This is a genomic window from Streptomyces sp. NPDC052236 (assembly GCF_044548015.1).
Lineage (GTDB): Bacteria > Actinomycetota > Actinomycetes > Streptomycetales > Streptomycetaceae > Streptomyces.
Window position 1 is genome coordinate 130,506 of sequence record NZ_JBIUBL010000022.1, and the last position, 26,993, is coordinate 157,498.

At 70.1% G+C, this 26,993-nt stretch carries 27 protein-coding genes and 3 pseudogenes; 19 read left to right on the forward strand and 11 right to left on the reverse strand.

What is annotated here, in order from left to right; translation table 11 throughout:
• Window positions 1-179: 179 nt before the first annotated feature.
• Window positions 180-1,301 carry an aminoglycoside phosphotransferase family protein gene (locus ACIHCQ_RS30840; protein WP_399669527.1) on the reverse strand — a complete coding sequence of 374 codons (1,122 nt, stop codon included), beginning with the start codon at window positions 1,299-1,301 and terminating at the stop codon, window positions 180-182.
• Window positions 1,302-1,533: 232 nt separating this feature from the next.
• Here ACIHCQ_RS30840 and ACIHCQ_RS30845 point away from each other — a divergent pair, with 232 nt between their 5' ends.
• Window positions 1,534-3,030 carry a hypothetical protein gene (locus ACIHCQ_RS30845; protein ID WP_399669530.1) on the forward strand — a complete coding sequence of 499 codons (1,497 nt, stop codon included), beginning with the start codon at window positions 1,534-1,536 and terminating at the stop codon, window positions 3,028-3,030.
• A gap of 64 nt (window positions 3,031-3,094) precedes the next feature.
• On the opposite strand, the gene ACIHCQ_RS30850 is transcribed toward ACIHCQ_RS30845, so the two are convergent.
• From ACIHCQ_RS30850 to ACIHCQ_RS30860, 3 genes are all read right to left on the reverse strand, one after another.
• Window positions 3,095-4,606 carry a PP2C family protein-serine/threonine phosphatase gene (locus tag ACIHCQ_RS30850; RefSeq protein ID WP_399669679.1) on the reverse strand — a complete coding sequence of 504 codons (1,512 nt, stop codon included), beginning with the start codon at window positions 4,604-4,606 and terminating at the stop codon, window positions 3,095-3,097.
• A gap of 308 nt (window positions 4,607-4,914) precedes the next feature.
• On the reverse strand, window positions 4,915-5,511 hold the full coding sequence (locus ACIHCQ_RS30855) for a DM13 domain-containing protein (protein ID WP_399669533.1): 597 nt from the start codon (window positions 5,509-5,511) through the stop codon (window positions 4,915-4,917).
• Window positions 5,512-5,642: 131 nt separating this feature from the next.
• On the reverse strand, window positions 5,643-6,104 hold the full coding sequence (locus tag ACIHCQ_RS30860; RefSeq protein WP_399669536.1) for a VOC family protein: 462 nt from the start codon (window positions 6,102-6,104) through the stop codon (window positions 5,643-5,645).
• A gap of 106 nt (window positions 6,105-6,210) precedes the next feature.
• Between ACIHCQ_RS30860 and ACIHCQ_RS30865 the strand changes: the two are divergent.
• From ACIHCQ_RS30865 to ACIHCQ_RS30900, 8 genes and pseudogenes are all read left to right on the forward strand, one after another.
• Window positions 6,211-7,201 (forward strand): annotated as a pseudogene (locus tag ACIHCQ_RS30865) (helix-turn-helix transcriptional regulator).
• Window positions 7,202-7,226: 25 nt separating this feature from the next.
• Window positions 7,227-7,747, forward strand: a pseudogene (locus ACIHCQ_RS30870) (siderophore-interacting protein); the annotation flags it as partial.
• Between the two features lie 56 nt (window positions 7,748-7,803).
• Complete coding sequence (locus ACIHCQ_RS30875; RefSeq protein ID WP_399669539.1) at window positions 7,804-8,265, forward strand: GNAT family N-acetyltransferase; 462 nt, start codon at window positions 7,804-7,806, stop codon at window positions 8,263-8,265.
• Window positions 8,266-8,461: 196 nt separating this feature from the next.
• Window positions 8,462-9,226 (forward strand): ABC transporter substrate-binding protein, encoded by a 765-nt coding sequence (locus tag ACIHCQ_RS30880; protein ID WP_399669682.1) that lies wholly within the window; start codon window positions 8,462-8,464, stop codon window positions 9,224-9,226.
• The gene (locus ACIHCQ_RS30885; protein ID WP_399669543.1) at window positions 9,223-10,023 is read left to right on the forward strand and encodes an amino acid ABC transporter permease; all 801 of its coding nucleotides are present in this window, start codon (window positions 9,223-9,225) and stop codon (window positions 10,021-10,023) included. The genes ACIHCQ_RS30880 and ACIHCQ_RS30885 overlap by 4 nt, the downstream gene beginning before the upstream one ends.
• A 15-nt stretch (window positions 10,024-10,038) precedes the next feature.
• Window positions 10,039-10,875: an amino acid ABC transporter ATP-binding protein gene (locus ACIHCQ_RS30890; protein WP_399669686.1), complete on the forward strand. Its 837-nt coding sequence runs from the start codon at window positions 10,039-10,041 to the stop codon at window positions 10,873-10,875.
• A gap of 79 nt (window positions 10,876-10,954) precedes the next feature.
• Window positions 10,955-11,494 (forward strand): hemerythrin domain-containing protein, encoded by a 540-nt coding sequence (locus tag ACIHCQ_RS30895; protein ID WP_399669546.1) that lies wholly within the window; start codon window positions 10,955-10,957, stop codon window positions 11,492-11,494.
• A gap of 412 nt (window positions 11,495-11,906) precedes the next feature.
• Entirely contained in the window at window positions 11,907-13,418 is a 1,512-nt protein-coding gene (locus ACIHCQ_RS30900) for a UDP-N-acetylmuramoyl-L-alanyl-D-glutamate--2,6-diaminopimelate ligase (protein ID WP_399669549.1), read from the forward strand.
• A gap of 58 nt (window positions 13,419-13,476) precedes the next feature.
• Here ACIHCQ_RS30900 and ACIHCQ_RS30905 read toward each other — a convergent pair whose 3' ends face one another.
• On the reverse strand, window positions 13,477-13,911 hold the full coding sequence (locus ACIHCQ_RS30905) for a protein-tyrosine phosphatase family protein (RefSeq protein WP_399669552.1): 435 nt from the start codon (window positions 13,909-13,911) through the stop codon (window positions 13,477-13,479).
• Window positions 13,912-13,971: 60 nt separating this feature from the next.
• On the opposite strand from ACIHCQ_RS30905, the gene ACIHCQ_RS30910 reads away from it, so the two are divergent.
• The 3 genes from ACIHCQ_RS30910 to ACIHCQ_RS30920 all read left to right on the forward strand — a co-directional run bounded on the left by ACIHCQ_RS30910 (window position 13,972) and on the right by ACIHCQ_RS30920 (window position 16,199).
• Entirely contained in the window at window positions 13,972-14,562 is a 591-nt protein-coding gene (locus tag ACIHCQ_RS30910) for a carboxymuconolactone decarboxylase family protein (RefSeq protein WP_399669555.1), read from the forward strand.
• Window positions 14,563-14,591: 29 nt separating this feature from the next.
• Entirely contained in the window at window positions 14,592-14,870 is a 279-nt protein-coding gene (locus tag ACIHCQ_RS30915) for a hypothetical protein (protein WP_399669558.1), read from the forward strand.
• A gap of 168 nt (window positions 14,871-15,038) precedes the next feature.
• Window positions 15,039-16,199 (forward strand): S1 family peptidase, encoded by a 1,161-nt coding sequence (locus ACIHCQ_RS30920; RefSeq protein WP_399669559.1) that lies wholly within the window; start codon window positions 15,039-15,041, stop codon window positions 16,197-16,199.
• Between the two features lie 68 nt (window positions 16,200-16,267).
• Here ACIHCQ_RS30920 and ACIHCQ_RS30925 read toward each other — a convergent pair whose 3' ends face one another.
• Both ACIHCQ_RS30925 and ACIHCQ_RS30930 read right to left on the reverse strand, forming a co-directional pair.
• Window positions 16,268-17,533, reverse strand: a complete 1,266-nt coding sequence (locus tag ACIHCQ_RS30925; protein ID WP_399669562.1) for a glycosyltransferase — start codon at window positions 17,531-17,533, stop codon at window positions 16,268-16,270.
• A gap of 60 nt (window positions 17,534-17,593) precedes the next feature.
• Entirely contained in the window at window positions 17,594-18,220 is a 627-nt protein-coding gene (locus tag ACIHCQ_RS30930; RefSeq protein WP_399669565.1) for a helix-turn-helix domain-containing protein, read from the reverse strand.
• 81 nt (window positions 18,221-18,301) lie between these two features.
• Between ACIHCQ_RS30930 and ACIHCQ_RS30935 the strand changes: the two genes are divergently transcribed.
• On the forward strand, window positions 18,302-19,372 hold the full coding sequence (locus ACIHCQ_RS30935; protein WP_399669567.1) for an NAD(P)/FAD-dependent oxidoreductase: 1,071 nt from the start codon (window positions 18,302-18,304) through the stop codon (window positions 19,370-19,372).
• 147 nt (window positions 19,373-19,519) lie between these two features.
• Window positions 19,520-20,125, forward strand: coding sequence for a hypothetical protein (locus tag ACIHCQ_RS30940; RefSeq protein ID WP_399669569.1), 606 nt, complete (start codon window positions 19,520-19,522; stop codon window positions 20,123-20,125).
• 339 nt (window positions 20,126-20,464) lie between these two features.
• Here ACIHCQ_RS30940 and ACIHCQ_RS30945 read toward each other — a convergent pair whose 3' ends face one another.
• Window positions 20,465-21,223, reverse strand: coding sequence for a class E sortase (locus ACIHCQ_RS30945; protein WP_399669572.1), 759 nt, complete (start codon window positions 21,221-21,223; stop codon window positions 20,465-20,467).
• Between the two features lie 184 nt (window positions 21,224-21,407).
• Here ACIHCQ_RS30945 and ACIHCQ_RS30950 point away from each other — a divergent pair, with 184 nt between their 5' ends.
• The 4 genes and pseudogenes from ACIHCQ_RS30950 to tgmB all read left to right on the forward strand — a co-directional run bounded on the left by ACIHCQ_RS30950 (window position 21,408) and on the right by tgmB (window position 24,725).
• Window positions 21,408-21,872 carry an SRPBCC family protein gene (locus ACIHCQ_RS30950; RefSeq protein ID WP_399669575.1) on the forward strand — a complete coding sequence of 155 codons (465 nt, stop codon included), beginning with the start codon at window positions 21,408-21,410 and terminating at the stop codon, window positions 21,870-21,872.
• Window positions 21,873-22,093: 221 nt separating this feature from the next.
• Window positions 22,094-23,357, forward strand: a pseudogene (thrS, locus tag ACIHCQ_RS30955) (threonine--tRNA ligase).
• Window positions 23,358-23,590: 233 nt separating this feature from the next.
• Window positions 23,591-23,782, forward strand: a complete 192-nt coding sequence (gene tgmA / locus ACIHCQ_RS30960; RefSeq protein ID WP_399669578.1) for a putative ATP-grasp-modified RiPP — start codon at window positions 23,591-23,593, stop codon at window positions 23,780-23,782.
• 13 nt (window positions 23,783-23,795) lie between these two features.
• Window positions 23,796-24,725 (forward strand): ATP-grasp ribosomal peptide maturase, encoded by a 930-nt coding sequence (gene tgmB, locus ACIHCQ_RS30965; RefSeq protein ID WP_399669580.1) that lies wholly within the window; start codon window positions 23,796-23,798, stop codon window positions 24,723-24,725.
• A 39-nt stretch (window positions 24,726-24,764) separates the two neighbouring features.
• Here tgmB and ACIHCQ_RS30970 read toward each other — a convergent pair whose 3' ends face one another.
• Window positions 24,765-25,277, reverse strand: a complete 513-nt coding sequence (locus ACIHCQ_RS30970; RefSeq protein ID WP_399669583.1) for a hypothetical protein — start codon at window positions 25,275-25,277, stop codon at window positions 24,765-24,767.
• On the opposite strand from ACIHCQ_RS30970, the gene ACIHCQ_RS30975 reads away from it, so the two are divergent.
• Window positions 25,276-26,019 carry a DUF6250 domain-containing protein gene (locus tag ACIHCQ_RS30975; protein ID WP_399669587.1) on the forward strand — a complete coding sequence of 248 codons (744 nt, stop codon included), beginning with the start codon at window positions 25,276-25,278 and terminating at the stop codon, window positions 26,017-26,019. The genes ACIHCQ_RS30970 and ACIHCQ_RS30975 overlap by 2 nt on opposite strands.
• Here the strand turns inward: ACIHCQ_RS30975 and ACIHCQ_RS30980 are convergent.
• Together ACIHCQ_RS30980 and ACIHCQ_RS30985 are read right to left on the reverse strand one after the other, a co-directional pair.
• Window positions 25,994-26,719 (reverse strand): nucleoside/nucleotide kinase family protein, encoded by a 726-nt coding sequence (locus ACIHCQ_RS30980; RefSeq protein WP_399669590.1) that lies wholly within the window; start codon window positions 26,717-26,719, stop codon window positions 25,994-25,996. The two genes, ACIHCQ_RS30975 and ACIHCQ_RS30980, sit on opposite strands and share 26 nt — an antisense overlap.
• Entirely contained in the window at window positions 26,716-26,967 is a 252-nt protein-coding gene (locus ACIHCQ_RS30985) for a hypothetical protein (RefSeq protein WP_399669593.1), read from the reverse strand. The genes ACIHCQ_RS30980 and ACIHCQ_RS30985 overlap by 4 nt, the downstream gene beginning before the upstream one ends.
• Window positions 26,968-26,993: the final 26 nt, after the last annotated feature.

Genomic DNA, 26,993 nt, shown 5'->3' on the forward strand with positions numbered 1-26,993 from the left:
CGCACGTCAGCATGGGTCTCGCAGGAGTTTCCTGATGACGGCTCCCCGGCCTGCGGTGCGTCAGTGGTCAGGACCAATAACCGTATGTACAGAGGTGGCGGGTTCAGTTCAGCACAGTGCGCTGCGCGCCCAGTGTCTCCACTGGGCGCGCAGCGCGCTTCCCCCTCTGTGACAGCCGGTCAGCGAGTGCCGACCGCGGCGCGCACGGCCCGCCGTGCCATGGCGCAGTCATCGTGCAGCCGCCGCAGCAGCAGCCGCTGTTCCTCACCCGGCGACAGACGACCCGGCGGCGTATAGCCACTGCCCGCGGGCGGCGCCTCACGCATGGTCCGCTGCACCGCAGTCTCGTACGTACGGATCTCGCGCGTCAGCACAAGCATCAGATTCACCAGGAACGCGTCCCGCGCCGCCGGACCCGCCTGCTGCGCCAGCTGGCTGATGTGCCGCCGTGCCGCCGGCGCGTCACCCAGCACCGACCACAGCGTCGCCAGGTCGTATCCGGGCAGATACCAGCCCGCGTGCTCCCAGTCGACCAGTACGGGACCCGGCGGCGACAGCAGGATGTTGGAGAGCAGCGCGTCGCCGTGACAGAACTGGCCCATGCCCTGCCGCCCGCTCGCATACGCGAGACCGTGCAGCAGCTTCTGGAGATCACCCAGGTCACGGTCCGTGAACAGACCCAGCTCGTGATAACGCGCGATCCGCGGCGCGTAGTCGAGCGGGGCGTCGAACATCCCGGCCGGCGGGCGCCAGCGGTTGAGCCGGACGATCGCGCCGAGGGCGGCCCGTACATCGGCACGCGGCGGAGCCTCGGCCGGATGCCGTGCAAGGGCCGCCACCCGGCCCGGCATCCGCTCGATCACCAGGGAGCAGTTCTCGGGATCCGCGGCGATCAGGCGCGGGACCCGCACTGGTGGGCGGTGCCGGACGAAGGCGCGATAGGCCTCTATTTCGTGGCGGAACCGCTCGGCCCAGACGGGCGAGTGGTCCAGCAGACATTTGGCGACCGCGGTGATACGCCCCGCGGTGCCGACGAGCAGTACGGCGCGTCCGCTGCGGCGCAGCACCTGCACCGGATGGAACTCCGGGCAGATCCGGTGCACCGAGGCAACAGCCATGCGCAGTTGTGCGCCCTGAGGGCCTGACAGGTCGATCCTTCCGCTGAGGGGCTGGGCGACCGTACCCGCCGGACGGCGAGCCCGGCCGGCATGAGTGGGGTCCAGATAAGGTCCGGAGCCGGCCTGGGCGGCGGAGCGCTGCAACGGAGGCTGGGCAGACACGGAGGACGATGCTGTGTACATGAGAGATACAGATCCCTTCGTGTGCCGACAAGGTACGTGTGCGGCCCGTCCCGGCAGCCGGTCGGCACCCTGGGGAATGCGTCCGGATGCCGGGACGGGGTGGCGCGCTCCTACGTGACACCCGGGCGCGGGTGGCACACCATCTGGCGTGCCCTGGCGAACCCTGGCGAATAGTCGCCAGCCCGCTGACAGGGCGTTACTGTCAACTCAGCCGAGACCCTGGGGGCTTGACGTGACCGGAGAACCCAACACCCGCCTCTGCGACCTGTTCGGCCTGGCCGGCTGGTCCAAGGGGGAACTTGCGAGACTCGTGAACCGGAAGGCGGCGGCCCTGGGCCACCCGCAACTGGCGACCGACACCTCGCGGGTACGGCGGTGGATCGACGTGGGGGAGACCCCGCGCGATCCCGTGCCACGAGTGCTGGCAGCTCTGTTCACCGAGCGGCTCGGTCGTGTCGTGACCATTGAGGACCTCGGGTTCGTACGGAGCGGGCGAGCGGGTAAACGGCGGGACGTCCAGGGTGGAGACAACCCTGACGGCCTTCCGTGGGCGTCCGAACAGACGGCGGCGGTCCTCACCGAATTCACGGGAATGGACCTCATGCTCAATCGACGCGGCTTGGTGGGCGCGGGCGCCGCGCTTGCCGCAGGCTCCGCACTCACCAGCGCCATGCACGACTGGCTGCACACCGACCCCGCACTCGCGGCGGACGCTCCCCGTATCCACGATCCCCTGCACGCCGACCCCGCGGGGTTCGGCCGCTATGAGGCCGCCCCCATCGGGTCGCAGGAGATCGAGGCACTGGAGCGTTCCGTCGAAGTGTTCCGCGCCTGGGACGCCAACCGTGGCGGTGGGCTCCAGCGCAAGGCTGTTGTGGGGCAGCTCAACGAAGTGGGCGGCATGCTCGCCTACCATCACCCCGACCATCTCCAGCGGCGCCTGTGGGGCGTCGCCGCCAACCTCGCCGTACTCGCCGGCTGGATGTCGCACGACGTCGGCCTCGAACCCACCGCTCAGAAGTACTTCGTCATCGCCGCGCACGCGGCACGCGAGGGCGACGACCGCCCGCGCGCGGGCGAAGCGCTCTCCAGGGCCGCCCGCCAGATGATCCACCTCGGACGTCCCGACGACGCCCTGGACCTGATGAAGCTCGCCAAGTCCGGCTCGGGGGAGCAGATCCTGCCGCGCACCCAGGCGATGCTGCACACCGTGGAGGCCTGGGCACAGGCCTCCATGGGGCACGGCCAGGCCATGCGCCGCACCCTCGGCGAGGCCGAGGAGCTGTTCGTCGCCGACAAGAGCGATGTGCCGCCGCCCAGCTGGATGCAGATGTTCGACGAGGCGGACATGCACGGCATGTCGGCACTGGCGTACCGCACCCTTGCCGAGCATGAACCGGCCGCCGCGAACACCGCGCAGAAGCATGCCAAACAGGCGCTGCGGCTGCGCGAGACGGACGCCCGTCAGCGCTCCAGGATCTTCGACTACATCTCCATGGCCTCGGCATGCTTCATCGCCGACGACCCCGAACAGGCCGATCGCTACGCGCGGCTGGCCCTCGTCTCGATGGCGGAGACCTCTTCGCACCGGACGTGGGACAGGCTGCGTGAGATGTACCGGCTGACCGGGCAGTACGCGGGATACCCGAAGATCAAGGATCTGCGCGAGGAAATCCAGCTGGTCATGCCCGCCGGGCCGTCCGCGAGGCTGAGGAGCGCCGAGATCTGACGCCCCGGCGCACGCCTGCTCCTTCTCCTGCCTATTCCTTCTACGCGTACCTTTACGCGTTCTTCTACGCGCCGATCCTTGCGACCATCACACAGGCGTCGTCCGCGCGGTCGTTCACACCGAATTCCTCGACGACCGTGCGTACGCATTCCTGCGCGTCCCGGGCGTCGGCGAACCTCGGTGCCAGCGCGAGCAGCCGGTCCACCCGGTCCGCGTCGGGATCGTGGGCACCGTTCGGACGCGTCAGCCCGTCGGTGTGCAGCACCAGCAGATCGCCGGGGAGCAGCCGTAATTCGGCCTGCTCGTACGCGGCTCCCCGGGTCGCTCCGAGGAGCACCCCATCGGGCGGCGTGAGCGCCTGCCCCGTCCCGTTGCGGAACAGCAGCGGGGCGGGGTGTCCTGCCTGCGCCCACTGCAGGGTCCGGCTCGCCGGGTCGTAGCGGCAGCACACCGCGCTGCCCAGAGCGGGCTGTACGGAGCTGTCCAGCAGCTGGTTGAGATGCGTCATCAGAGCGCCGGGCCGGATCCCCGCCACGGCCATTCCGCGCAGGGCACCCAGCAGCATCGCCATCGAAGACGTCGCGGTCACGCCGTGCCCGGTGAGGTCACCGACGCTCAACAGACACTCGCCACTGGGCAGTTGGAGCGCGTCGTACCAGTCGCCGCCGATCAGCGCGCTGTTCGTGGACGGCAGATAGTGCGCGAAGACATCCAGCGCGGTGGGTCCGCTCTGCGGGAACCGCAAGGAACCGCGCCACGGCGGCAGTACGGCCTCCTGGAACTCGACGGCGAGCCGCCGCTCGGTCCGGGCGAAGTGCTCGCGGCGGCGCAGCGAGTCACTCGACTCATGAACTGCCCGCTGGCTGCGGCGCAGTTCGCTGACGTCCCGGAGGACGGCCCACATGGCGGCGGTGGAGCCATCGGCGTCGAGCACGGGCTCGCCCATCATGTGCACCGTACGGACCCGATTGTCGTCCGAGCGGATCATGCGGAACTCGCCGTCGATGGGCCGGCCGTCGACCAGACAGTCGGTCACCAGCGCGGTGAGCAGTGCCTGGTCGTCCGGAAACACCATGGATGGGAACTCGTCCAGGGACATGGGGACGCTCTGCGGCGAGCGCCCGAGGATCTGGTACAGCTCCTCGGACCAGCTCACCTCGTCGGTGAGCAGATTCCACTCGGCGGTGCCGACCCGGCTGAGCAGCGAACCGCTGCTCCGGGCGTGGTCCGCCGCGTGTTCGGCGAGCTCGCTCCCGGCGGATTCCTTGGATTCCGCGGACTCCGTCGACTCCGTGGATTCCGGGGCTTCTGCGGATTCGACCGGCTGGGTCGGCTCTGCCGTCAGGCCTTCCTTGAGCTGCCCCAAGTGCGCGTCGAGGTCATCGAGTTGATGGACTGCCAGATTGCAGAGGGCCCGCTGCCACCGGCCCTGCGGGTCGTCGTCGTCCACCACGGCGTCCCGGCGTACGGCGTCCACATCGCCGCGCAGTTTTCGCGTCCGGGAGATCAGCGCATCGACGGTGCCGCGCTCGGGCGGCTGCGGCGCGGGTCGGTCCGCGAACACATGGGACGGCATGTCGTACTCCGATACAGGCGCGGCCACGGCCAGGTCCAAAGAGCGGACCGGTTACGACTGTTGCACAGCGAGCGAGGGCTCGTAAGGCGTTTGGCAACACTCGATACGGAGTTGACTCTGCCATATGCCACGGGCCGCCCGGGCGACCGGCTCGCCCCGGCGGCCGATGAGTTCCGCTCGTCCGCACGGTCGTAACCCGTGGAGAGAGCATGCGGCAAGTCGGCCACAGCCTCAAGAAATTGGAGGTACGTCATGTGTTCGCATCGTCCCCCGTGCCCGACCTGATCCGTTGATCCGTGCGCGATGCGTCAGGCAGCGGACTTGCCGAGGGCGGCAGCGCCGAACGAGACGTTGAAGCGGTCGCACCAGATGCTGACGCTGGTGTACTGCCCCAGGTCGAGGTCGGCGGGCAGGCTGTAGTTCTGGTCGCCCTTGTTTCCCTTGAGCTTGCCCAGGCTGACGTACTTCCCGTCGTCGAAGACGCCCCAGCCCGCCTTGCCCTCCTTCACCGGGGCGTCGGTGATCCACACCCGCAGGTCGGGGCCGTTGCTGGTGTCGAGGTTCTCCAGCCGGAGGGTGCGCGTCCCGTCGGCCAGCCGCAGGACCTTCACCGAGCCGGTCGTCTTGTGCTCATGGGTGATCAGCTCACCGGCTGCCAGCGTGCTGGGCCCCGAGGGCGCGGGGGGCGTCGTCTGTCCCGCCGCCGGCTCGGCCGCGGGCTCGTTCTCAGCCGCAGCCTCCGGCTGGGGTGCGGCGACGGCCGTGGGGAGCTCGTCGCTCACGGTCTCGTCCACCCAGATCTTCCACGGCTGGAACCAGTACAGCCCCACGCCGACCACGGCCAGCCCGACGGCCAGTACTGCCACACCCCAAGGCCTGCCCAGTCCCTTACGTACGCGTGTCACTGTCTCTCCTGACCTTCGCCGGTTCCTGACGGAACCGCATCGGTCCCCATCCAACGGGAGTGCGGACCCATTGGCCACGTCGAGCCCGGTGACGAAAGTCTTACGTACGTACGGCTCAGCGCTGAGCCGCGTCAGTCCAGGCAGAACTCGTTGCCCTCGGGGTCGGTCATCACGATGAAGCCGCCGCTCATCGGGGGAGCGGGCTCGTGGCGACGTACCCGCGTCGCTCCCAGCGCGACGAGCCGGTCACACTCTGCCTCCAGCGCCGCCATCCGTTCCTCTCCCCGCAGTCCAGGGGCCGCACGGACGTCGAGGTGGACGCGGTTCTTGGCGACCTTGTCCTCCGGCACCTGCTGGAAGAACAGCCGCGGGCCGTGCCCGTCCGGGTCCTCGATGGCCGATCTTGTGTTGCGCTCCTCCTCCGGTACGCCGACCCGCGCGAGGAAGTCGTCCCACGCGGCCAGCGGGTCGGCGTCCTCGGGCAGGTCGACTCCGGGCGGGCCGGGGTGGACGTAGTCCAGTACGTCGCGCCAGAAGGACGACAGCGCCCGCGGGTCGTGGGCGTCGAAGGTGACCTGGATGTGGCGGCTCATCGGGTTGCTCCGTTCCTGGTTCCAGTCGAGTTCGTCTGCTCCATGGAGCCACCCTGACACCCCTGGCGGACAGGATCGGTCCGCTATTCCTGGCAGGGTGGGCGACATGGACGTGGCAAGCGGTGACCAGCGGAGTACGACGGAGCGGGTGCTCACCCTGCTCGGGCTGCTGCAGCAGCGCCAGGTCTGGACAGGCCCCGAGCTCGCCGACCGGCTCGGCGTCACGCCGCGCACGGTACGGCGTGATGTCGAGCGGCTGCGCACGCTCGGCTATCCCGTACATGCCGGCCAGGGTGTCGGCGGCGGCTACCAGCTCGGCCCGGGGCAGGACCTGCCGCCGCTGCTTCTCGACGACGAGGAGGCGATCGCCACCGCGGTCTCTCTGCTCGCCGGCGCGGGTGGCGCGGTCGTCGGCGCCGGCGACGCCGCGCTCAGGGCGCTGACCAAGCTTGACCAGGTGCTGCCCGTCCGGCTGCGGCACGAGGTGTGCGCGCTCTCCGGCTCGGTGGAGTTCTTCGGTACAGGCCGCACGCCGGTCGACCCCGAGATACTCATGACGCTGGCCAGAGCCTGCCGCGACGAGGTCGAGGCCGGCTTCGCCTACCCTCCCCCAGACTTCGTCCGGGTGGGGGTGCCCCCGGCGAAGCCAGGGGGAGTGCCCCCAGGTCGCCTCCGACCGGCGCTGGTACCTCCTCGCCTACGACCTCGATCGCGACGACTGGCGCAGTTTCCGCGTCGACCGGATGACCGATGTGTCCGCACGGACCTGGCGCTTCCGCCCGCGCGCGGCGCCCGACGCGGCGACGTACGTGCAGGAGGGTGTGGCGAGTCGGGTCTACCCGCACCAGGCGCGCTTCCTCGTGCACGCGTCGGCCGACACGGTGCGCGTGCAGATTCCGGCGTCGGCGGCCGTCGTACGAGAGCGAGGGAGCGCGCTCTGCGAGGTGCTCAGCGGCGCCGGCAGCCTCGACGCCGTGCTCATGCACGTGCTCCTGCTGGGGCACGACTTCGAGGTACTCGACCCTCCGGAACTAGGGAGGCGTTGTCGCGCGCTGGCGGAGAAACTGCTGTCGGCCGGTGCGACGATGTCACAGTGATCGCGGGCTGTGGGAGGAGCGCGTGATGGGCCATGGCTGGGAGGGCGTCGTCCTCAAACTGTTGCGCGGCAAGGACTTCACCTTCACCGTGACCGGGTCCGAAGGCGTCATCGACAACGACGGCAAACCGCATCAGCGTGCCTACACGCTGGTGGACCCGCGCCCCGGCGGCCGGGGCCTTCCCCCTGGAGTTCGTCCTGCACGACGGCTGCACGACGGCTGCGCGACCCAGTGGGCGCGCAAGGTCAAGCCGGGCCACTCCATCGACGCGACCCTCCAGGGCGCCGGCTTCGCCGCACCCGACCCGCTGCCGGGGCGGCTCTTCGTCCTCGGCGACCCGGCCTCGTTCCCGGCCGTCAATTCCCTCCTCGACGGCCTGCCTGGAGTGCGCTGCCGCTACGGCTGGACGCCGCGCACCACGACCTGCACGCCGTTCCCCGCCGCGACGCCGGCGCCCGCCTGGTCGCCGAGGTGAAGAGCGCGCTGCCGGGGCTGCTCGGCGACGCGGCGGACGCGTACGTCTGGATCGCCTGCGACACGACGACGCCTGAGCCACGGCTGCCGCAGACTGCTGAGAGCGCGGCAGGGGTAATACTCTCTCCATGGGTTCGCATATGACACAAGCGCACATCCGGCGGGCCACGGCCCGGGACGCGAAGCGGCTCACCAGGCTGGTGCGGAACTCCCGCGCCTACGAGGGCCCGTACGCCTCAGCGATCGCCGGATACCGGGTGGGGCCCGACTACATCGAGACCCACCGGGTCTTCCTGGCCGCCGACGAGGACGACAGGCTGCTCGGCTGCTACGCCCTCATCCTGTCCCCGCCGGAACTGGACCTGCTGTTCGTCGCCGACGCCGCACAGGGCCTCGGCATCGGCCGCCGACTCATCGAACACATGACCGGCGAGGCGCGCGGCGCCGGGCTCTCCGAGGTGCGCGTCGTCTCCCATCCGCCCGCCGAGGGCTTCTACCTCAGCGTGGGCGCGCGCCGGATCGGCACCGTCAGCGCGAACCCGCCCGTCGTGATGTGGGACCGCCCCGAACTGATCATTCCAGTCCTCTGACGGTCAGCTGACGGACGGCTTCGTCACCCGAGGGGCCAGGTGCCTTACGATCTCGGACGGGCAGTCGCGTAATGTCGGTTGTCTGCTCTCGTACAACCATGGAGGTCACACCGTGTTCAGGACGGCAAGCGGACACCGCAGCCACCGCGCAGGCAGCCGAGCCCGCATCGCCACCGCTGCGGCTGTGGCGGCGGGAATGTTCCTTGCCGCGGGCTGTGCCTCCTCGGACGACGGCGGCGAAGCGGCGGGCGGTGTGCCCGTGGTGTCGAAGGGCAAGCTGACCACCTGCACCCACCTGCCCTACCCGCCCTTCCAGTTCGAACAGAGCGGAAAGGTTGTCGGCTTCGACGTGGCGCTGGTGGATCTGGTGGCCAAGAACCTCGACGTAGAGCAGAAGATTCTCGACACACCGTTCGAGAACTTCAAGACCGGCGCCTTCCTCAACTCCGGCGAATGCGACCTGGCCGCGGCCGGTATGACGATCACCGACGAGCGCAAGAAGAATGTGGACTTCTCCGTCCCGTACTTCGACGCCACGCAGGCGCTGCTGGCGACGAAGAAGAGCGGAGTGACGTCCCTGGCGGACGTCAAGTCCAAGAAGAAGAAGCTCGGCGCGCAGGCGGAGACCACCGGCGAGAGCTACGCCACGGGCCAGGGCTTCGACCCGGTGGCGTTCGAGAGCTCGGACGCCGTGATCAACGGGCTGCGCACCGGCCAGGTCGACGCCGTGATCATTGACTACCCGGTCGTACAGGGCTGGCTGAAGGACAAGAAGAACGCCGCGGAGTTCGCGCTCGGCCAGAACATCGAGACCGGTGAGCAGTACGGTTTCTCGGTGAAGAAGGGCAACACCAAGCTGCTCGCCGCGATCAACAAGGCGATCAAGGACGCTCGCGCGGACGGCACGTACAAGAAGCTGTACGAGCAGTGGATCGGCCCGCTGCCCCAGGCCCAGTCGTGACGTCTCGGCTGACCAGGCGGCAGCGCCGGCGCGTCTCGCAGGCCGTTCAGTACGCGGTGTTCGGCGCCGCGATAGTGGCGATCGGCCTGGTCGCCGACTGGGACCGGCTGCAGAACCAGTTCGCGCAGAAGGATCTCGCCCAGCAGCTTTTCCCGGAGATCATCACCACCGCCCTGCGCAACACGGTGGTGTACACGCTCTCCGGCTTTGCCTTCGGTCTGGTGCTCGGCCTGATCATCGCGCTGATGCGGCTGTCGTCGGTCGCCCCCTACCGGTGGGTCGCGACGGTCTACATCGAGTTCTTCCGCGGCCTGCCCGCCCTGCTGATCTTCATCTTTGTGGGTGTGGCGGTGCCGCTGGCGTTCCCCGGCACCCAGATTCCCGGCGGTACGTACGGCAAGGTCGCGCTCGGTCTCGGTCTGGTCGCCGCCGCCTATATGGCGGAGACGATCAGGGCGGGCATCCAGGCCGTGCCCAAGGGACAGATGGAGGCGGCCCGTTCGCTGGGCTTCTCACACGCCCGCGCCATGGTGTCGGTGATCATCCCGCAGGCCTTCCGTATCGTCATCCCCCCGCTCACCAACGAGCTCGTCCTGCTGTTCAAGGACTCCTCGCTGGTCCTGTTCCTCGGTGTCACGCTGGAGGAGCGGGAACTGACCAAGTTCGGCAGGGACCTGGCCAGCCAGACCGCCAACTCGACGCCGATCCTGGTCGCCGGGCTGTGCTACCTCCTGGTGACCGTCCCGCTGAGCCTCGTGGTGCGCCGCCTCGAAGCACGCACCGCGAAGGCCAGGTGAGGCGAGATGCCAGAGATGCCAGGGAAGACGAAGACAGAGACGGTGGACAGCATGGGCACGGACCGTCCGGAGATCGAGATCCGGGGTCTGCACAAGTCGTTCGGGGACAACCAGGTCCTGCGGGGCATCGACCTGGACATCGCCCGCGGCGAGGTGGTGTGCGTCATCGGGCCCTCCGGATCGGGCAAGTCAACGCTGCTGCGGTGTGTGAACCTGCTGGAGGAGCCCACCGCGGGCCAGGTCTTCGTCGGCGGTACGGAAGTCACCGACCTCGATGTGGACATCGACGCGGTACGCCGCCGGATCGGCATGGTCTTCCAGCAGTTCAACCTGTTCCCGCATCTGAACGTGGTCGACAACCTCACCCTGCCCCAGCGGCGGGTGCTGCGCCGGGACAAGGCGCGGGCGGCGGCCGTGGCGCTGGAGACGCTGGAGCGCGTCGGTCTCTCGGACAAGGCTGACGCTTATCCGGCGCAGCTGTCGGGCGGCCAGCAGCAGCGCGTGGCGATCGCGAGGGCGCTCGTGATGGGCCCGGAGGTGATGCTCTTCGACGAGCCGACCTCGGCGCTCGACCCGGAGCTGGTGGGCGATGTGCTGTCAGTGATGCGGCTGCTGGCCGCGGAGGGCATGACGATGATGGTCGTCACGCACGAGATGAGCTTCGCCCGGGAGGTCGCCGACCGGGTGGTCTTCATGGACGGGGGAGTGATCGTCGAGGAGGGGCCCGCGGCCCAGGTCGTGGGCGATCCGCAGCACGAGCGGACCAGGAACTTCCTGATGCGCATCCTGGATCCGGCCGCGGCACCGGCGCCGGCGCCGGTCAAGCCGGTTGACGGCACGCCCGAAGGATGATCGAATCCCGGGTCAGCGTCGCAGTGCACCCGGCAGAGAGACCGCCGTGGGCATGGAGGCGCCGCATCATGGGACAGCCATGGACACACCCATCGAGCCGACCGGCCGCCTCACGGCCATCGGCAACCAACTGATCGACATTCACCTCTCGCTCCGCGAGGAGCTGGCGCGGCTCCGCGAGGACACCGACGCCCGGCTGGACGGCAACGGCAACGGCAACGGCCACGGCAACGGCCACGGCAACGGCCACGGAGAGCGGCCGGGCGGACTGCGGGCGCACTGCTTGGCCTTCTGCTCGGCTGTGAGCAGGCACCACACAGGTGAGGACGCCGGGGCGTTCCCCGCCCTCGCCGAGCTGCATCCCGAACTACGCCCGGTACTGGACGAGTTGGGGCGGGACCACCACATCGTGGCCGGGATCCTGCGCGCCCTGGAGGAGCTGCTCGCCGGGTCGCCGCAGGACGCGGGACCCGCCGACGCCGCACGCGTACGGTTCGAGCTGGACGGCCTGGCCGCCCTGCTGGAGTCGCACTTCTTCTACGAGGAGAAAAAGCTCGTGGCGGCACTCAACGCACTGCCCGAGGGGGCCGGGACCGCGGAGACGCTGCTGGGCGGTTGATCAGGGCGGGAGCAGCAGGGGACCGCGCGGGATCAGGGCACGATCAGGGCGGGTCGCGGCGGGATCCGGGGCGCCCTGTGAGACGTACACTCGATTCATGAGTTGCACACATGCGGTGACGGAGTGCCCGGCAGGGCCCCGTCACGCTCACGCGCTGTGCCTCACCGCGCCCCAGGGCCGCTGCAGGCCGCTGCACGGCCACGGCTAGCCACGCACGTACGCACGCGACGCACGCACGCACCACGACGTACGGCCAGTCATGCCACGCCGGCTCCAGCCCGGCTCCCCCCTCTCCTGGTGTTCCCCCTCCCTCCGGTTTCGGGGACACCGCGCCACGCCCCGGCGTGCCGTTGACGACGCCCCACTCGCGGCTACCGGACGACCGTCCGGCCCGCACCCTGAGAGGACCCCCGTGAAATTCAGCGAGCTGTTGGCCGGGCACGACCACGAGGTACTCATCGGCGATCCGGAGGTGAGGATCACCGGGGCAGCGTGTTTCGATGTGCACCGCGTCTTGCCGGGTTCACTGTTCATCGCGGTGCCCGGTCACCGCGAGGGCGGCCCCGAGGCCATCGCCTCGGCCCTCGCCCGCGGCGCGGTGGCGGTCCTCGTCGACGCCGCGGTGCCCGATCCCCTCCCCGCCGCGGTACTGGTCCCGGGCGTCGACGTGTGTGTCGTACGGGTGCCGGACACGCGCAGGGCCGCCTCGGTGATCACCTCCCGCTACTACGGCGAGCCGGGAAGGGCGATGGACATGGTGGCCGTGACCGGCACCAACGGGAAGACCTCGGTGTCGTACATGGTCGAATCCCTGCTGCGGATCGCGGAGGGCACACGCGTGGGCGTCATCGGGACGGCCGGCAGCCGGATCGGCGACGAGCTGATCCCCATGCCGAGGTCGGTCCTGACCACACCCGAGTCGCCGGACTTCCAGTACCTCCTGGGCCACATGCGCGACGGGGAGGTGGGCACGGTGGTGCTGGAGGCCACCTCGATGGGCCTGCTGAACCACCGGGTGGACCACGCCTTCATCGACGTCGGCGTCTTCACCAACCTCACCCAGGACCACCTGGACGACCACGGCACCATGGACAGCTACCGCGACGCCAAGCTGCGCCTGTTCCAGGGGCTGTGCCGTCGCGCGGTGGTCAACGCGGACGACCCGGTGGGGGCCACGATCCCGGCGCTGATGCCCGGCGCCGTCACCACGTACGGCCTGGACTCCGAGGCCGACTACCGGGCGGACGATCTCGACATGGACGCCTTCGGCACGCGCTTCACCCTCCACCACGACGGACTCAAGTACCCGGCCGCGATTCCCGTCCCCGGGCGGTTCTCGGTGTCCAACGCGCTGGCCACCGTGGCGGCCTGCCACCTGCTGGGGCACGACCTCGCGGGGCTGGTCGCCGCGCTCGACCGGATGCCTCCCGTCCCGGGCCGCCTCGAACGCTTCCAGGCCCCCAACGGAACCTCCGTGATCGTGGACTACGCGCACTCGCCCGACTCCCTCGACAAGGTGCTCGCCGCCATCGGGGACTTCGCCACCGGCCGGGTCATCACCGTCTTCGGCTGCGGAGGCGACCGTGACACGACCAAGCGGGCACGGATGGGCGAGATCGCCGGGACCCGGTCCGACCTGGTCATTCTGACCTCCGACAACCCGCGCAACGAAGATCCCGAAGCCATCCTGGACGACATCGCCCCCGGTCTGGTGGCGGCGGGCGCGCGCTTCGAACGGTGCGCCGACCGGCGGCGGGCCATCGGCCTCGCGCTGTCCGTCGCCGAGCCGGACGACATCGTACTGATCGCGGGGAGGGGCAGCGAGCCGTACCAGACGGTCGGCGAACAGCTGGTGGTGTTCAGCGATATGGCCGTGGTGCGCGAACTCGCCGCCGCGCAGCAGATCGCAGGAGTAGCGGCGTAGTAGTGGGGCGGTAGTGGGGTGGTAGCGGGGTGTACGGGCGTACGGTGCTGTGTCGCCGTCAGGCGGGGAAGCGGCCGACGTACCGCCGCTGCCAGGGGGTCTCGACGGCGTGTTTGTCGTAGTGCCGGCGCACGAAGTCCACCGCCTGGCCCGGCTCCACTCCGTCGAGAACGGCAAGGCAGGCCAGCGCCGTTCCGGTCCGGCCGCGGCCTCCGCCGCAGGCGACCTCCACGCGCTCCATGGCCGCCGCCCGCTCCCAGGCGTCGCCGAGGATTTTCCGGGCCTCTGTACGGTCGCTGGGCAACCGGAAGTCGGGCCAGCGCAGCCAGTGGGATTCCCAGGGGACCTCGGGAGGCTGCTTGCCGAGCAGATAGACACCGTACGTGGGCGTCGCGCCCGCCGGCAGCGGTCGGCGCAGGCCCCTGCCCCGGACCAGGCGTCCGGAGGGAAGCCGCAGGATACCGGCGTCGGTCGGGTTCCAGGTCTCGGTCATCCTGCCCACGATAGACGTACGGTCATTCTCTTCGACGGGCGCCTGGCGTACCGTGTCCGCGTGTCCGAGCGACCTCTGTCTGCCGCAGCCACTCCCCGGATCCCTCCGCAGCCCGCCGAGGCATGGGCGGAGTCCGTTCGGGAGACCTTGTCCGCCGATATCAGCTCGCTCGGACTGGGCGTCTCCTCGCTCGGCGAGGCGCACCTGTTCGCCACACTGGCCCGGCATCCGGACCTGTTCGCCGCCTGGCTGCCGTTCAGCAGTCAGCTGCTGCTCGCGGGTGAACTGCCTTTCGCGGACCGTGAGCTGCTGATTCTGCGGGTGGCGCGCAACTGCGGTTCGCCGTACGAGTGGGGCCAGCACGTCAGGATTGCCGCGCGGGCGGGGCTGTCGCCCGACGACATGGAGCGGGTGACGGCGGGGCCCGGCGCCCCGGGCTGGACGGAACGGCAGGCACTGCTGCTGCGGGCGGCGGACGAGTTGCACGCGGCGGCCCGGATCAGCGAGCCGACCTGGGAGGCGCTGGCCGGGCATCTGACGGAGCGCCAGCTGATCGAGCTGCCGGTGCTGGTGGGCCACTACCATCTGCTGGCCTTCACCCTGAACTCGCTGCGGGTGCAGCCGGAGCCCGGACTGCCCGGGATGCCCTGACACCCGACAACAGGGGCATCAACGGCTCCATGGAAGAGATCGTCCGCGTGCCCGGCCGCCCCGACCGCCACCTGGACACGTACGCCGACCGTCCGGTCCGACCCAAGGAACTCGGCCCCGGTGCGCGGGCCCTGGACGAGGGCTTCTGGCAGGACGGCCGCCGCCTGGTTTTCTTCGGCCGCGGTGAGGATGTGCTGTGGGAGGACGAGTCCGACTGCCCGGCTTTCGGGCCGCGGAAGGGCGGCGGGACGGTCAGCTACTGCGACGGTGAGGAACTGGTGGAGCTGAAGCCCGTACACAAGGGCTGAGTTCGCGAAAACAGGCCAACCTCCGTACAAGCATGGGTCATTGGTATGGACCTGACGGCCCGCTCGGGCTAGCCTCCACCCGGGCACGTTCTGAGAGCGCTCTCACATTCCGTGCTGTTCCACCCCCACACGAAGCTGGAACACTGGAACGATTGAAGGGTCAACGCCTTGAGACGCACGAATTGCGTACGCACCGGCTTGTCCGCACTCCTCCTCGTCGGCTCCTGGGCGGCCGTCGGACTCGCCCCGGCCGCTGCCGCAACCGCGGCCCCCACCCCCGCCCCCACGCCCTCATCGCAAGTCTCCGACGGCCTGCTGGCCGCCATGCAGAGGGACCTCGGCCTGACGGAGAGCCAGGCGCAGGCGCGCCTGGTGGCCGAGAAGGCGGCCACCGCCGTCGAAGGAAAGGCGCGCCGCGCCGCCGGACCGGCCTTCGGAGGTGCCTGGTTCGACGCGGCCGGCGGCACGCTGACCGTCGCCCTCACCAGCGGCCAGAACGCCGACGCCGTACGCGCGACAGGTGCGTCGGTGCGGCTGGTCACGTACAGCGCGCAACAGCTCGACGCGGCCAAGAACAAGATCGACGCGCTTGACGCCCCGGCGGGTGTCAGCAGCTGGCACGTCGACCCGAAAGCCAACCGGGTCGTGGTGAGCGTCGTCGCCTCCGAGCGTCGCGACAACGATGTCGAAGCCTTCCTCGCCCGTGCCCGCCAGACCGGCCCGGTCCAGGTCACGGAGACCACCGAGGCGCCGAAGACCTTCGCCGCCGGGACCGTGGGCGGGGACCCGTACTACACCGGCAACGTCCGGTGCTCCATCGGCTTCTCCGTGCACGGCGGCTTCGTCACGGCCGGCCACTGCGGCCGGGCGGGCGCGGCCGTCCGTGGCTGGGACGGTTCCGCCATCGGTACGTTCCAGGGGTCGTCCTTCCCCGACAACGACTACGCCTGGGTGAATGTCGGCAGCGGCTGGTGGACCGTCCCTGTCGTCCTCGGCTGGGGCACCATTCCCGACCGGCTGGTCAAGGGCTCTGCCGAGGCCCCCATCGGCGCCTCGGTGTGCCGATCCGGCTCCACGACGCACTGGCACTGCGGCAATGTGCTGGCCAAGAACGAAACCGTCAATTACAGCCAGGGCGCGGTCCGCCAGATGACGAAGACGAGCGTCTGCGCCGAGCCCGGTGACTCGGGTGGCTCCTTCATCAGCGGCGACCAGGCACAAGGTGTGACCTCCGGCGGCTCGGGCAACTGCGCCTCAGGCGGCCAGACATGGCACCAGCCGATCAACGAAATCCTCAACCGGTACGGTCTGCGGCTGCACACAGCCTGACAAGCGGACGGAGCCCGTCGCGGCGCGGTGCCCGGCCCCCGAGGCCGGGGCCTTCGTCGCGGCGGGTTTCATGCAGCCGGACGCCGACCGCCGGCGAGCTCGTCCACGGCCGCCAGCACCGGCCGTACCCCGTCCTCCGCGCGCAGCCGGGCGGCCAGCGCACGCGCCCGCTGCCCGTACGCGGGCTGCGTGGTGGCCCGGACCAGGGCCGTGGTGAGCGCGCCCGCGGACAGACGGCGCAGCGGAACAGCGCCGGGAGAGACACCGAGCGCCGCCAGCCGGGCCGCCCAGAACGCCTCGTCGAACTGGACGGGGACAGGCACGGCGGGAACTCCGGCGCGCAGGGCGGCGGCCGTGGTGCCCGCGCCCGCGTGGTGGACCACCGCCGCCGTCCTGGGGAACAGCGCGCTGTGCGGCACCTCGCCGACGCTGAACATGTCCTCGCCGTCGGCGCGCAGCCCGCTCCACCCGCACTGGATCACGCCCCGCAGACCGGCCGTACGCAGCGCGCGTACCACCGTCTCGCTGACACGCGCCGGGTCCGGTACGACGGCGCTGCCCAGTCCGACGAAGACCGGCGGCGGTCCGGCGGCCAGGAAATCGTCCAGCGCGGGTGAGAGCCGGGCCGAGGGAGGGTCGTGGGGCCACCAGTAGCCCGCGACGCGTAACCCGGGCCGCCAGTCGCGCGGCCGGGGCAGCACCAGCTCGCTGAAGCCGTGGAAGACGGGCCAGTCCTGCTGTTCGCGGGCGCGGCGGGCGGCGCGCGTCCCGGTGCGCGGCAGGCCGAAGCGGGTGCGCAGGGCATGGTCGGTGTCGGCGAAGATCCGGTCCACGGCGGAGTTCACCGCATGCGCGGCGAGCCGGTTGCCCGGCCGTCCCCACGAGCGCGCTCCGGTGAGAGGCGGCGCGAACTCGCCGGTGGCGGCGATCGGGACGAGGTGGACGCCCATGCTCGGCAGCCCCAGCCCCGCCGCGATGGTGTGCCCGAGCGCCCCCAGCGTGGCGGACAGCAGCAGCACATCGCTCGCCTGGGCGGCGGCCACCATGTCGTCGGTCAGTTCTCCGATCACGTTCCGGGCCATGGCGATGACGCGGGCCAGTTTCCCGGCGCCGGTGGTGCTGCGGTGCAGGTCCCGCCCCGGCGCGGACTCCAGTTCCGACCGCGGGTCGACGGGCAGCGCGTGGAAGTGGATGCCCGCGGCCTCGGCCAGGGGCGCGAAGCAGGCGTGGGTGACGAGGGTGACCTGATGCCCGGCTCGCGCCAGGCCGTGCCCGAGTCCGGTGTAGGGCGCTACGTCACCCCGCGAACCTGCCGTCATCACTGCCACCCGCATGGATGGCGAGTATGGCCCAGGGCTCCTGACTTGACCAGTACACGGTGCGGGCCGCGATCGCTATGTGGTGGCGGCGGAGGGGCGGGCGCGCACATGCAGCCGCTCGCCCTGCGGTCCGAAGATGCTGAGGAACTCGACAGGCTGCGTCCCGGCGTTGGCGAATCCGTGCGGTGTACGGGTGTCGAACTCGGCGGCTTCGCCGGCGGTGAGGACGAGGTCGTGCTCGCCCAGGGCGAGACGCAGCCGCCCGGACAGCACGTACAGCCACTCGTAACCCTCGTGCACCCGCTGCTCCGGCCGTGGGCCGTCAACCTGGCCGACGGGCATGATCTGCTTGAAGGCGTGCAGGCCACCGAGGTTGCGGGTGAGTGGCACAAAGATCTGGCCGTGCCGGGTGAACGGGCGCGCGTGGATGCGCGGGTCACCGGTCGCCGGCGCGCCGACCAGCTCGTCCAGTTGCACGCCGTGGGCCTTGGCCAGGGGCAGCAGGAGCTCCAGCGTCGGCTTGCGCTGCCCGGACTCCAGGCGCGAGAGCGTGGAGAGCGAGATCCCGGTGGTCTCGCTCAACTGGGCCAGGGTGGTTCCGCGTTCCCGGCGCATTCCCCGCAGCCGCGGACCTACCGCGGACAGCACGTTCGCCAGGTCGTCCCTGTCTTCAGCGCGGTCGTCCTCAGTGTTGTCAGCCATATATCTATTTGCTGCCTTGGCAAGAATGTTTGTCAATTCTTCGGGCGTCGGCCGACCATCCCTGTGAATGGAGGCAGTGATATGACCCTGAAGACAGAGCAGACGGTGACCGGCACTCCTACGAGTGAGGAGCGGCCCTACGACGTCGTGGTGGTCGGTGGTGGCGCGGCCGGACTGAGCGGGGCGCTGGCCCTGGCCAGGGCGCGCCGCTCGGTGCTGGTGATCGACGCGGGCACACCGCGCAACGCTCCGGCCGCGCACGCCCACAACTATCTGACCCGCGACGGCATACCCCCGCTGGAACTGCTGGCCGAAGGCCGCCGCGAGGTGACCGGCTACGGCGTCGAGATCGTGCACGGCAGAGTCGTATCGGCGGAGCGGCCGGCGGGCGACGGGGGGTTCCGTGTCGTATGCGAGGACGGGACGGCGGTCCGGGCCCGCCGGCTCCTGGTGACCACCGGCCTGGTCGACGAACTGCCCGATGTGCCGGGGGTGGCGGAGCTGTGGGGACGGGACGTACTGCAGTGCCCGTACTGCCACGGCTGGGAGGTCCGCGACCAGGCGATCGGCATCCTGGGCACAGGACCGGCGAGTGTGCACCAGGCGCTGATGTGGCGGCAGTGGAGCAGCCACATCACTCTGTTCCTGCACACCGGGCCCAAGCCCACCGACGAGGAGTACGAACAGTTGGCCGCCCGTTCCATCAGTGTGGTGGAGGGTGAGGTGACCGGCCTGGAGGTGACCGACGGACGGCTCACCGGCGTGCGTCGCTCGGATGACAAGGTGATTGTCTGCCAGGCCCTGGTGGTTGCCTCGCGCGCCACCGTCCGCGCCGACGGGTTCCTCGCCGGACTGGGGCTTGAGACGACGGAGCTGGAGATGTTCGGGCAGGTCATGGGCAGTTATATCGCCGCCGATGGGAGCGGAGCCACCGCGGTTCCGGGCGTGTGGGTGGCAGGTAATGTCACCAGCCTGACCGACATAGTCGTCAGCGCCGCAGCCGCTGGTGTGCGTGCGGGCGGGGCCGTCAACGCCGATCTGATCGGCGAGGAAACCCGCCTGGCCGTGGCCGCGCGACGCGACATCTTCTCCCCGCAGATGGAGCGGGAGGTATGCGAACGTGTGCTCGGCGACCGGCGCCACGGCCTCTGATCTGGGGTTGGTCCGGGGGCCGGCGAGACACCATGCGGAGATCGCCGGCCCTGGTGTCAGACTGACCTGGTGCTTCATCGTTCTATGAAACATGGTCAGTACGGGTAGCATCCGGCACCAACAGTGCTACGAGGAAAGTGAGCTGTTGTGCCTGAAGACAATCCGAACCTGAAAGCCCAGTACGCGAACCAGGTCGCTGCCGACCTGGAACAGAACGCGACGGAACAAGAGCGCATCAAGTCCGAGGCCGCCGCGCTGCAGAGCAGGCTTGAGACGCTGCAGAAGGACCAGGAACTGCTGACGGGCGTCCAAGAGGCCCTGGGCGGCGCCCCGGTGAAGCCCGCCAAGGCAACGAAGGCGGCCAAGACGGCGGCGGTTCCCAAGGCACGGCGCGCGAGCGCGGTGGCCGACAAGGCCAAGCGCCCCAAGAAGGCGGCAGAGCCGAAGGCGGACGCGAAGCCGAAGGCGGTCGCGAAGTCCAAGAGCGCCGGGCCTCCGCTGCGTGAGCTCGTCGTCGCGCTGCTCGCCGAGCACCAGGAGCCGCGGTCGGCAGCCGAAGTCACCAAGGAGCTGGAGAAGGCGCACCCGGAGCGCACGCTGAACGTCACGCTCGTGCGCAACGCTCTCGAGGCGTCGGTCGCCAAGAACCAGAGTGAGCGCACCAAGCAGCAGAACTCCGTCTACTACAGCGCGATCAAGGGAAATACCGCGCAGGAAGAGCCGTCCGCCGCACTGAGCGCGGCAGACGCGTAGCCAAGGACCCTCCAGGGCAGGGTCGACTCCGGTAGTGGCTGGAGTCGACCCTCCTGGCGGCAGGCACCGACGTTGTCCGCGGTGCCGGGCTTCGCCGCGGCACGGGTCTCGTCAACGGTGCGGCCCTCGGCGGCCTCCTCGCGGAGCTTGTCGGCGACACCCTGTCGGGTGATCTTGAGCATCGCGGCGCGGATCACCGAGCGGTGTGTGCCCAGCGCGGTCTTGAGAGTGTTGAACGCTCCGGGCGGTATCGGCGTTCACGAGGGCCTGCGCGATGGTGTTGTCCCACAGGTGCCGGACGGCGGAGGCCGGCCGGTCGGGTCTTACGGCCCTACCGCCTTACCCCGATGTGGTGGAAACCAGTACGCCGATCTTGTCGATACGGTGCTCGGGGTTGCCCCGGTCGTCGCGCCAGAAGTTTCCCGCCGCGTCGTCCTCCGGCGTCGCGCACGTGGAGATCGTGATCATCGCCTGGGTGGGCTCCTTGCCGGGGAAGCCCGGGACGGCGGCCCGCTGCTCGGCGAGTGAGCGCTCGGAGCGGAAGGAGGTCTGCCTGCTCTCGGTGATCCTGTACTCGTACACCGTGCCGCCCGCTGTGACGAAGACCGAGTCGCCCTTGTCCAGGGACGGGAGGTCGCGCAGGGGTCCTCCGGCGGAGAGGCGGTGGGCCGTGACGAGGTAGTTCCCGATCTCGCCGGGGCCGACGCCGCCCTGCTCGCCGTACGGGCTGGCGGCCACGCCGCGGTTCTGGATCCTGGTCCCCGGCCAGTCGTCGGTGGTCCCCTCGTACGGGACGACACGCAGGCTCTTGAGGCCGATCTCCGGGATGGTCAGCGAGGCGGTCAGGGTGCGCGCGGTGCTCTCGCGCGGCGCCGGCTGCGCGGACGGGGTGAGTGAGGAAGCGGCAGGGGGCGTGGCCGAGGGCGTGGCGGGAGCGGGCTCGACGGCCGCCGCCGCTCTCTCCGATGGCGTGGCCGACGGGGTGGCCGAGGGCGCGGCCGAGGAGAGCGCCGCGTCGGCTCCGGCGGGGGAGCAGCCGGCCAGCATGGCTATGAGCGCGCCCGTGAGCGCGGGGGCAAGAGCTCGGGAACGGTGCATGGCTATCCGGATCGGTGGGGGGGCATATCGGGCCATAGTGCGTCGCGAGGGGAACAATGGAAGCCGTCCGGATGTTCCCGCGCGCGGTCAGCGGGTACCCGCTGCGACGTGTCGAGATGCACGGAGGCAGGCACACCGCCCGCCCCCGCGGCGCTCACGGAACACGGAATGAGGAGGCGCACTGATGAGCACGGTGAAGGAGACGGTGGAGGTCGAGGTCCCCCTCCACACCGCGTACAACCAGTGGACGCAGTTCGAGGAGTTCCCGAAATTCATGGAGGGGGTGGAGGAGGTCAGGCAGATCGACGACCGCCACAACCACTGGACCACCAAGATCGCGGGAGTACGCAGGGAGTTCGATACGGAGATCGTCGACCAGCTTCCCGACGAGCGGATCGCCTGGCGTACGACGTCCGGCGAGTCCAAGCAGAAGGGCCTGGTCCGCTTTGAGCGCGTGGACGACACGCACACGCGGGTCGAGCTGGTGATGGATGTCGAGCCGGGCGGGGTCGCCGAGAAGACCGCCGATATGGCCGGGCTGATCGACCGGCGCGTCAAGGGCGACATGCGCCGCTTCAAGGAGTTCATCGAGCACCGGGGCGGCGAAACCGGAGCCTGGCGCGGCCGTGTCCAGCCCGGACCCGGATGACCCCGGTCGGGCGGTCGAGCCCGCATAACCGACCCGCGCCTGTCGCCCGCGACTGCTAGGTTGTCGGCATGAAGCGCGCTGCTATGAGCATGACGACGACGCCGGAGAGTGTCCCGGCGCGCTGACAGTTGTCTTTGTCCGAAGCCCCGGGGCGAGTGCCCCGGGGCTTCGCCGTGTGGTCACTCGCCTCAGCATCTTCCCTGTTCCGCGAGGAGACCACGATGTACGACCACCGCAAGCTCGGCCGCGAGCTGGGCCTGTTCGACACCGACCCGCTGATGGGCGCTGGGCTGCCGTACTGGCTGCCCGACGGCGCGGTCGTACGGCACACCCTGGAGGAGTACATCCGCGCCGCCGAGCGCCGGGCGGGCTACCAGCACGTGTACTCGCCGGTGCTGGGCAAGAGGGACCTGTACGAGATCTCCGGGCACTGGTCCCACTACAGCGAGGACATGTTCCCCCCGATGGACCTCGGGGAGGAGCAGGTCGTGCTGCGGCCGAGTCTGTGCCCCCACCACGCGTTGATCTACCGCTCCCGTGCCCACAGCTACCGCGAACTGCCTCTCAGGATGGCGGAACTGGGCGGCATGTACCGCTCCGAGCTCTCGGGAGTGCTCGGCGGGCTCACCCGCGTACGGGCGATCCAGCTGAACGACGCGCACATCTTCTTGCACCATGGACCAGGTCGCCGACGAGGCGCGGGCGGCCCTGGACCTGATCCGCCAGGCGTACCGGGATCTCGGCATCCGCCCGGCCCTCCCCCTACGCCCTGGCGGGCGTGGGGGGACCCCCAGGCTGTCCCTGCCGGGGCCGGGCGGGAAGTACGTCGACGACCCGGCCATGTGGCAGCGGTCGGCCGCCCTGCTGACCGAGGTCCTCGACGGTTCCGGTCTGCCGTACGAGACCGCCGAGGGCGAGGCGGCCTTCTACGGTCCGAAGATCGACGTCCAGATCGCCGACGCCGCCGGGCGTGAGGCCACCCTGTCCACCGTCCAGGTCGACTTCCATCAGCCGGAGCGGTTCGATCTGCGCTATGTGGGCCTGGACGGCGCCAGACACCGGCCGGTCATGGTCCACCGCAGCATCATCGGCAGCGTCGAGAGGGCCGTCGCGCACCTCATCGAGCAGCATGGCGGTGCCTTCCCCGCCTGGCTCACACCGGCCCAGCTGGTGGTTCTGCCGGTCTCCGACGCCGAGGCGCCCCAGGCCGCCGCGCTCGTGCGGCGGGCCGTCGACCGGGGGCTGCGTGCGGAGCTCGCCGGTCCGGAGGGCGGCACCCTGGGCGCCCGCGTCCGGGCCGCCCGGCTTGTGCCGTACCAGGCGGTGATCGGCGCCAGGGAAGCCGCCGACGACCAGGTCGCTCTGCGGCTGCGCGACGGCTGCCGCCTGGACGCACTGCCCGCCGCCGAGGTCCTGACCCGCATCGCCGCCCTGGTCGACTCTCGCTCCACCGAACTGTGGGAGCAGGTGCCTGCCGGGCGGTGACGCAGATCACCTCCGTGCCGATGCACCGAAATGGCCTGCCAAGCCGTCTTTCTCAGTAACAGGGAGAGGTCAATGAGCCGTGCGTGCAAGCCTGTTCGCCGGTTCCGCGGTTCTCTGGGTCAGGTCCTCGCGGTATGACTCTCGGTGATGAAACCGCTACAACGTTTATACGTACTGTTACATGTGTGGCATTGGGCGGGGCGGCAAGAAGCTCCGTAGGGAGGGAGACAAACATGCGACCGTTCGCGTGGGACTACGCACGTCCGGCTGAGCTGACGCCGGTGATCGACCAGTATGCGTATGACCCGATTCTTCAGCTGAATGTTCTGCCCGATGGGCGGCCCGCCATCATGGACCGGGTGTTGCTGGCGGCAGCCGGCACCACCACCTCGACGGCGGGTTCCGCCACGCACTTCGACGACTGACTGGCCGTACGCGATGACGGTGCTGGTCCTGACGTCCGAGCAGGACGTGACCGCGGACATGGTGGTGGCTCGGCTGCATGAACGAGGCGTTCCGCTGGTGCGCTTCGACCCCGGTGACCTGCCTGGTGAGGGGGGACTGTCGGCCGAGTATGTGCGGGGTGAGTTCCGCGGCTATCTGTCGGTGGGCGGGCGTGTGGTGAGCATGGACGGTCTGCGTTCGATATGGATACGCAGGCCCAGCGAGCCCGCGGCGCACGCCGACGAGCCGTCCGAGTGGCTCACCGCCGAGAGCGGTCAGGCGCTGTACGGCATGCTGGACTGCACGACGGCACGCTGGATGAACGACCCCGGCGCGGCGGCGAAGGCGCGTAACAAGCCGTGGCAGCTTCGCCTGGCGCACCGGAGCGGTTTCCCGGTGCCTGCCACGGTCATCACCACCCATCCGCAGGTCGCGCGGCAGTTCGCGGAGCAGTACCGGCAGGTGGTGGTGAAGTCGGTCTCGGGCAAGGTACCCAGCGATCCGCCGATGGCGCTGCCCACCACACTGGTGCCGCCGGACGCGGACTTCGGCGGTGTCGCCGCCGGGCCGACCTTGTTGCAGCGCTATATCGCCAAAGCCGCCGATATCCGGCTGACCAGTGTGGGGGACGAGTGGTTCGCCGCGCGGAAGGTGTCGGAGCCGGGGCAGGTGGACGGACGGTTCGGGGACACGGGGCACAGCTGGCAGCCCGTGGAGGTGCCCGCCCGCATCGCGCGGGCCGTCGCCACGTACAAGAATCTCGCCGGACTCGCCTATGGGGCCTTCGACTTCGCGGAGGACTCCGAAGGCACGTGGTGGTTCCTGGAGTGCAACCAGGGCGGCCAGTTCGGTTTCGTGGAGTTGCAGACGGACCAGCCGATCGCCGAAATGGTCGCGTCCTGGCTGAGTGTCACCGAGGGGTAGCCCGCGTCCGGTGGACAGCAGCCCCTTCGGTGTTTTCCGTCAGTCCGGCCGGTGCGCCGGTTGGTTCACAGCCGGCGCCGCGTCGTAGCCGTCGTCGACGTTGTTCCGCAGCCGCGCGCCCTGGAGCTGGAAGCCCGACTCGTAGTTGTCGTGGGTGGTGAGCCGGGAGAAGACGTTGTTGTTGCGGCCCTCGCAGTAGTAGCCGTACGGACCGTGGGACGCCTCCTGGTGGATCGCGCCACGCTCGGGGCGCGGGATGCTGCCGCCGCCGGGCGTATGGCCGGCGGGCAGCCGCTCGCCGTCGATGACGACCCAACCACGCGCGGTCCCGCAGCAGGAGACGTTGTTGATGAAATGGCCGTGGTGGCGGCCGGCTGGTACGCGGCCACCAGCTTGCCGGTACGGATGTCGATGGCTCTGGCGGAGCCTTGGTCCCTGGCCGGTGCGCAGATCCGCCCTTCCGGCCCCTGGCGGGATGTCGGGCCGGATGGCATCTTGAAACGGTTCAGTTGTCGAAGCGGAGCGCACCCGGACGGAAGAGGAAGCTGCCATGACGAGGTCCACCACTGGCCGGCGACTGGGAAGGCGCGCCGTGCTGGCCGCCTTGTTGGCGACCGGAAGCGCGGTCGGAAGCACGGTCGCCCTCGCGCCCACGGCCTCCGCCCAGCCACATACCGCGCGGCGGAGGCTGATCGCCGGGGACGACTTCCGGCACGGTACGCGGCGGTGGTTCGCCGAACTCGCCAAGGGCGGCACCGTCGAGGCGAAGAACGGCCGGCTCGACATCGATGTGCCCGACGGTGCGACGGTGTGGTTCAAACAGCCGCTGACGGGCCCTTACGAGATCACATACACCGCCACGGCGGTGTCGGCGGGCGGCGCCAACGACCGCGTCAGCGACCTCAACGCCTTCTGGAACGCCCGGGACAGCCGCTCTCCCGGCGACCTCTTCGCCACTGCCCGAGGCGGGCTGTTCGAGGAGTACGACCATCTGAGGACGTACTACGTCGGCTTCGGCGGGAACAGCAACACGACCACCCGCATGCGCCGGTACGTGGGGGAGCCGGGAAACCGGCCGTTGCTGTTCGACCGCACCGAGCCGCTGCTGGTCGCGAACCACCCGTACCGGGTCCGGCTCGTCTCCGACGGCGGCCGGAACCAGTACTGGAGCGACGGCCGGCTGATCTTCGACCACCGCGACCCGGCTCCGTACACCGATGGCTGGTTCGCCCTGCGCACGGTCACCAGCCACTTCACGATCAGCGACTTCAGGGTGTGGTCCCGCGCCCGCTGAGACTGACGCGGATGCCCTGCCGGCCCGGCGGGGCATCCGGGGCCGGGAGCGCTGTCGCGGGAACGATCAGGTCGGCGCGGTCGCGAGTCCGTGCGATGAGGTCGGCATTGCGCTGGTCCGCGCCGAGTACCCAGGTCACCGCCGTTTCGTGGTCCTTGCCGAACTGCTCGTGACGGGTCAGGAGACGGCGTACGCGCTCCTCCTCGTCCAGCTCGCAGTACCAGACCTCGTCCAGCTGAGGCCGTACGCGGGCCCAGGCGCCCTGCTCCAGCAGCAGATAGTTGCCCTCGGTGACGATCAGCCGGGCGGTGCGGGGTATGGCGATGGCGCCCGCGATCGGCTGTTCCAGGGTGCGCTCGAAACCCGGCGCGTAGACGATGTCGTCCTCCCCCTGGCGCAGGCGGCGCAGCAGCGCGGCGTAGCCCGCGGCGTCGAAGGTGTCCGGGGCGCCCTTGCGGTCGCGGCGGCCCAGGCGGTCCAGCTCGGCGTCCGCGAGGTGGAAGCCGTCCATCGGCACATGCGCGACCCATGGGGGCCCGTCGCCGTTGAGCCGTCGGACCAGGTGTTCGGCGAGCGTCGTCTTGCCCGCGCCGGGGCTGCCGGTGATGCCGAGGACCGCGCGGTGGCCCGGCCGGACGAGCGCTGCGGCCCGCGCCAGGAGATCGTCCAGCGTCGGTGGGGCTTCCGTGGGCCGGGTCATGAGGGCCGTCCGTTCGTCGCGAGCTGATGGGCGATGAACCCGCGCGCGTGGCGGGCGAGATCCTCCCCGCCGGACCACAGGTTGCGCCAGCCGGCCAGGCCATTGGGGAGGCCCGGCGCGACCACGGCCCAGGAGAAGTACGTGTCGAGGTGGATCAGCACATTACCCTCTCCGATGTCGTCTGCCAGGGCGAGCGCGTCTCGCGCGGTGTTGCCGAACAGCGCCTGCGCCACCCCGGCGTCGGTCAACTGCTCATGGTCAAGGTCGGCGCCGG

Coding starts and splice junctions, on each gene's coding strand:
- ACIHCQ_RS30840 (WP_399669527.1), bottom strand. CDS start 1,301: ATGTACACAGCATCGTCCTCCGTGTCTGCCCAGCCTCCGTTGCAGCGC.
- ACIHCQ_RS30850 (WP_399669679.1), bottom strand. CDS start 4,606: ATGCCGTCCCATGTGTTCGCGGACCGACCCGCGCCGCAGCCGCCCGAG.
- ACIHCQ_RS30860 (WP_399669536.1), bottom strand. CDS start 6,104: ATGAGCCGCCACATCCAGGTCACCTTCGACGCCCACGACCCGCGGGCG.
- ACIHCQ_RS30875 (WP_399669539.1), top strand. CDS start 7,804: ATGGGTTCGCATATGACACAAGCGCACATCCGGCGGGCCACGGCCCGG.
- ACIHCQ_RS30880 (WP_399669682.1), top strand. CDS start 8,462: ATGTTCCTTGCCGCGGGCTGTGCCTCCTCGGACGACGGCGGCGAAGCG.
- ACIHCQ_RS30890 (WP_399669686.1), top strand. CDS start 10,039: ATGCCAGGGAAGACGAAGACAGAGACGGTGGACAGCATGGGCACGGAC.
- ACIHCQ_RS30895 (WP_399669546.1), top strand. CDS start 10,955: ATGGACACACCCATCGAGCCGACCGGCCGCCTCACGGCCATCGGCAAC.
- ACIHCQ_RS30905 (WP_399669552.1), bottom strand. CDS start 13,911: ATGACCGAGACCTGGAACCCGACCGACGCCGGTATCCTGCGGCTTCCC.
- ACIHCQ_RS30915 (WP_399669558.1), top strand. CDS start 14,592: ATGGAAGAGATCGTCCGCGTGCCCGGCCGCCCCGACCGCCACCTGGAC.
- ACIHCQ_RS30925 (WP_399669562.1), bottom strand. CDS start 17,533: ATGCGGGTGGCAGTGATGACGGCAGGTTCGCGGGGTGACGTAGCGCCC.
- ACIHCQ_RS30930 (WP_399669565.1), bottom strand. CDS start 18,220: ATGGCTGACAACACTGAGGACGACCGCGCTGAAGACAGGGACGACCTG.
- ACIHCQ_RS30935 (WP_399669567.1), top strand. CDS start 18,302: ATGACCCTGAAGACAGAGCAGACGGTGACCGGCACTCCTACGAGTGAG.
- ACIHCQ_RS30945 (WP_399669572.1), bottom strand. CDS start 21,223: ATGCACCGTTCCCGAGCTCTTGCCCCCGCGCTCACGGGCGCGCTCATA.
- ACIHCQ_RS30950 (WP_399669575.1), top strand. CDS start 21,408: ATGAGCACGGTGAAGGAGACGGTGGAGGTCGAGGTCCCCCTCCACACC.
- tgmA (WP_399669578.1), top strand. CDS start 23,591: ATGCGACCGTTCGCGTGGGACTACGCACGTCCGGCTGAGCTGACGCCG.
- tgmB (WP_399669580.1), top strand. CDS start 23,796: ATGACGGTGCTGGTCCTGACGTCCGAGCAGGACGTGACCGCGGACATG.
- ACIHCQ_RS30975 (WP_399669587.1), top strand. CDS start 25,276: ATGACGAGGTCCACCACTGGCCGGCGACTGGGAAGGCGCGCCGTGCTG.
- ACIHCQ_RS30970 (WP_399669583.1), bottom strand. CDS start 25,277: ATGGCAGCTTCCTCTTCCGTCCGGGTGCGCTCCGCTTCGACAACTGAA.
- ACIHCQ_RS30980 (WP_399669590.1), bottom strand. CDS start 26,719: ATGACCCGGCCCACGGAAGCCCCACCGACGCTGGACGATCTCCTGGCG.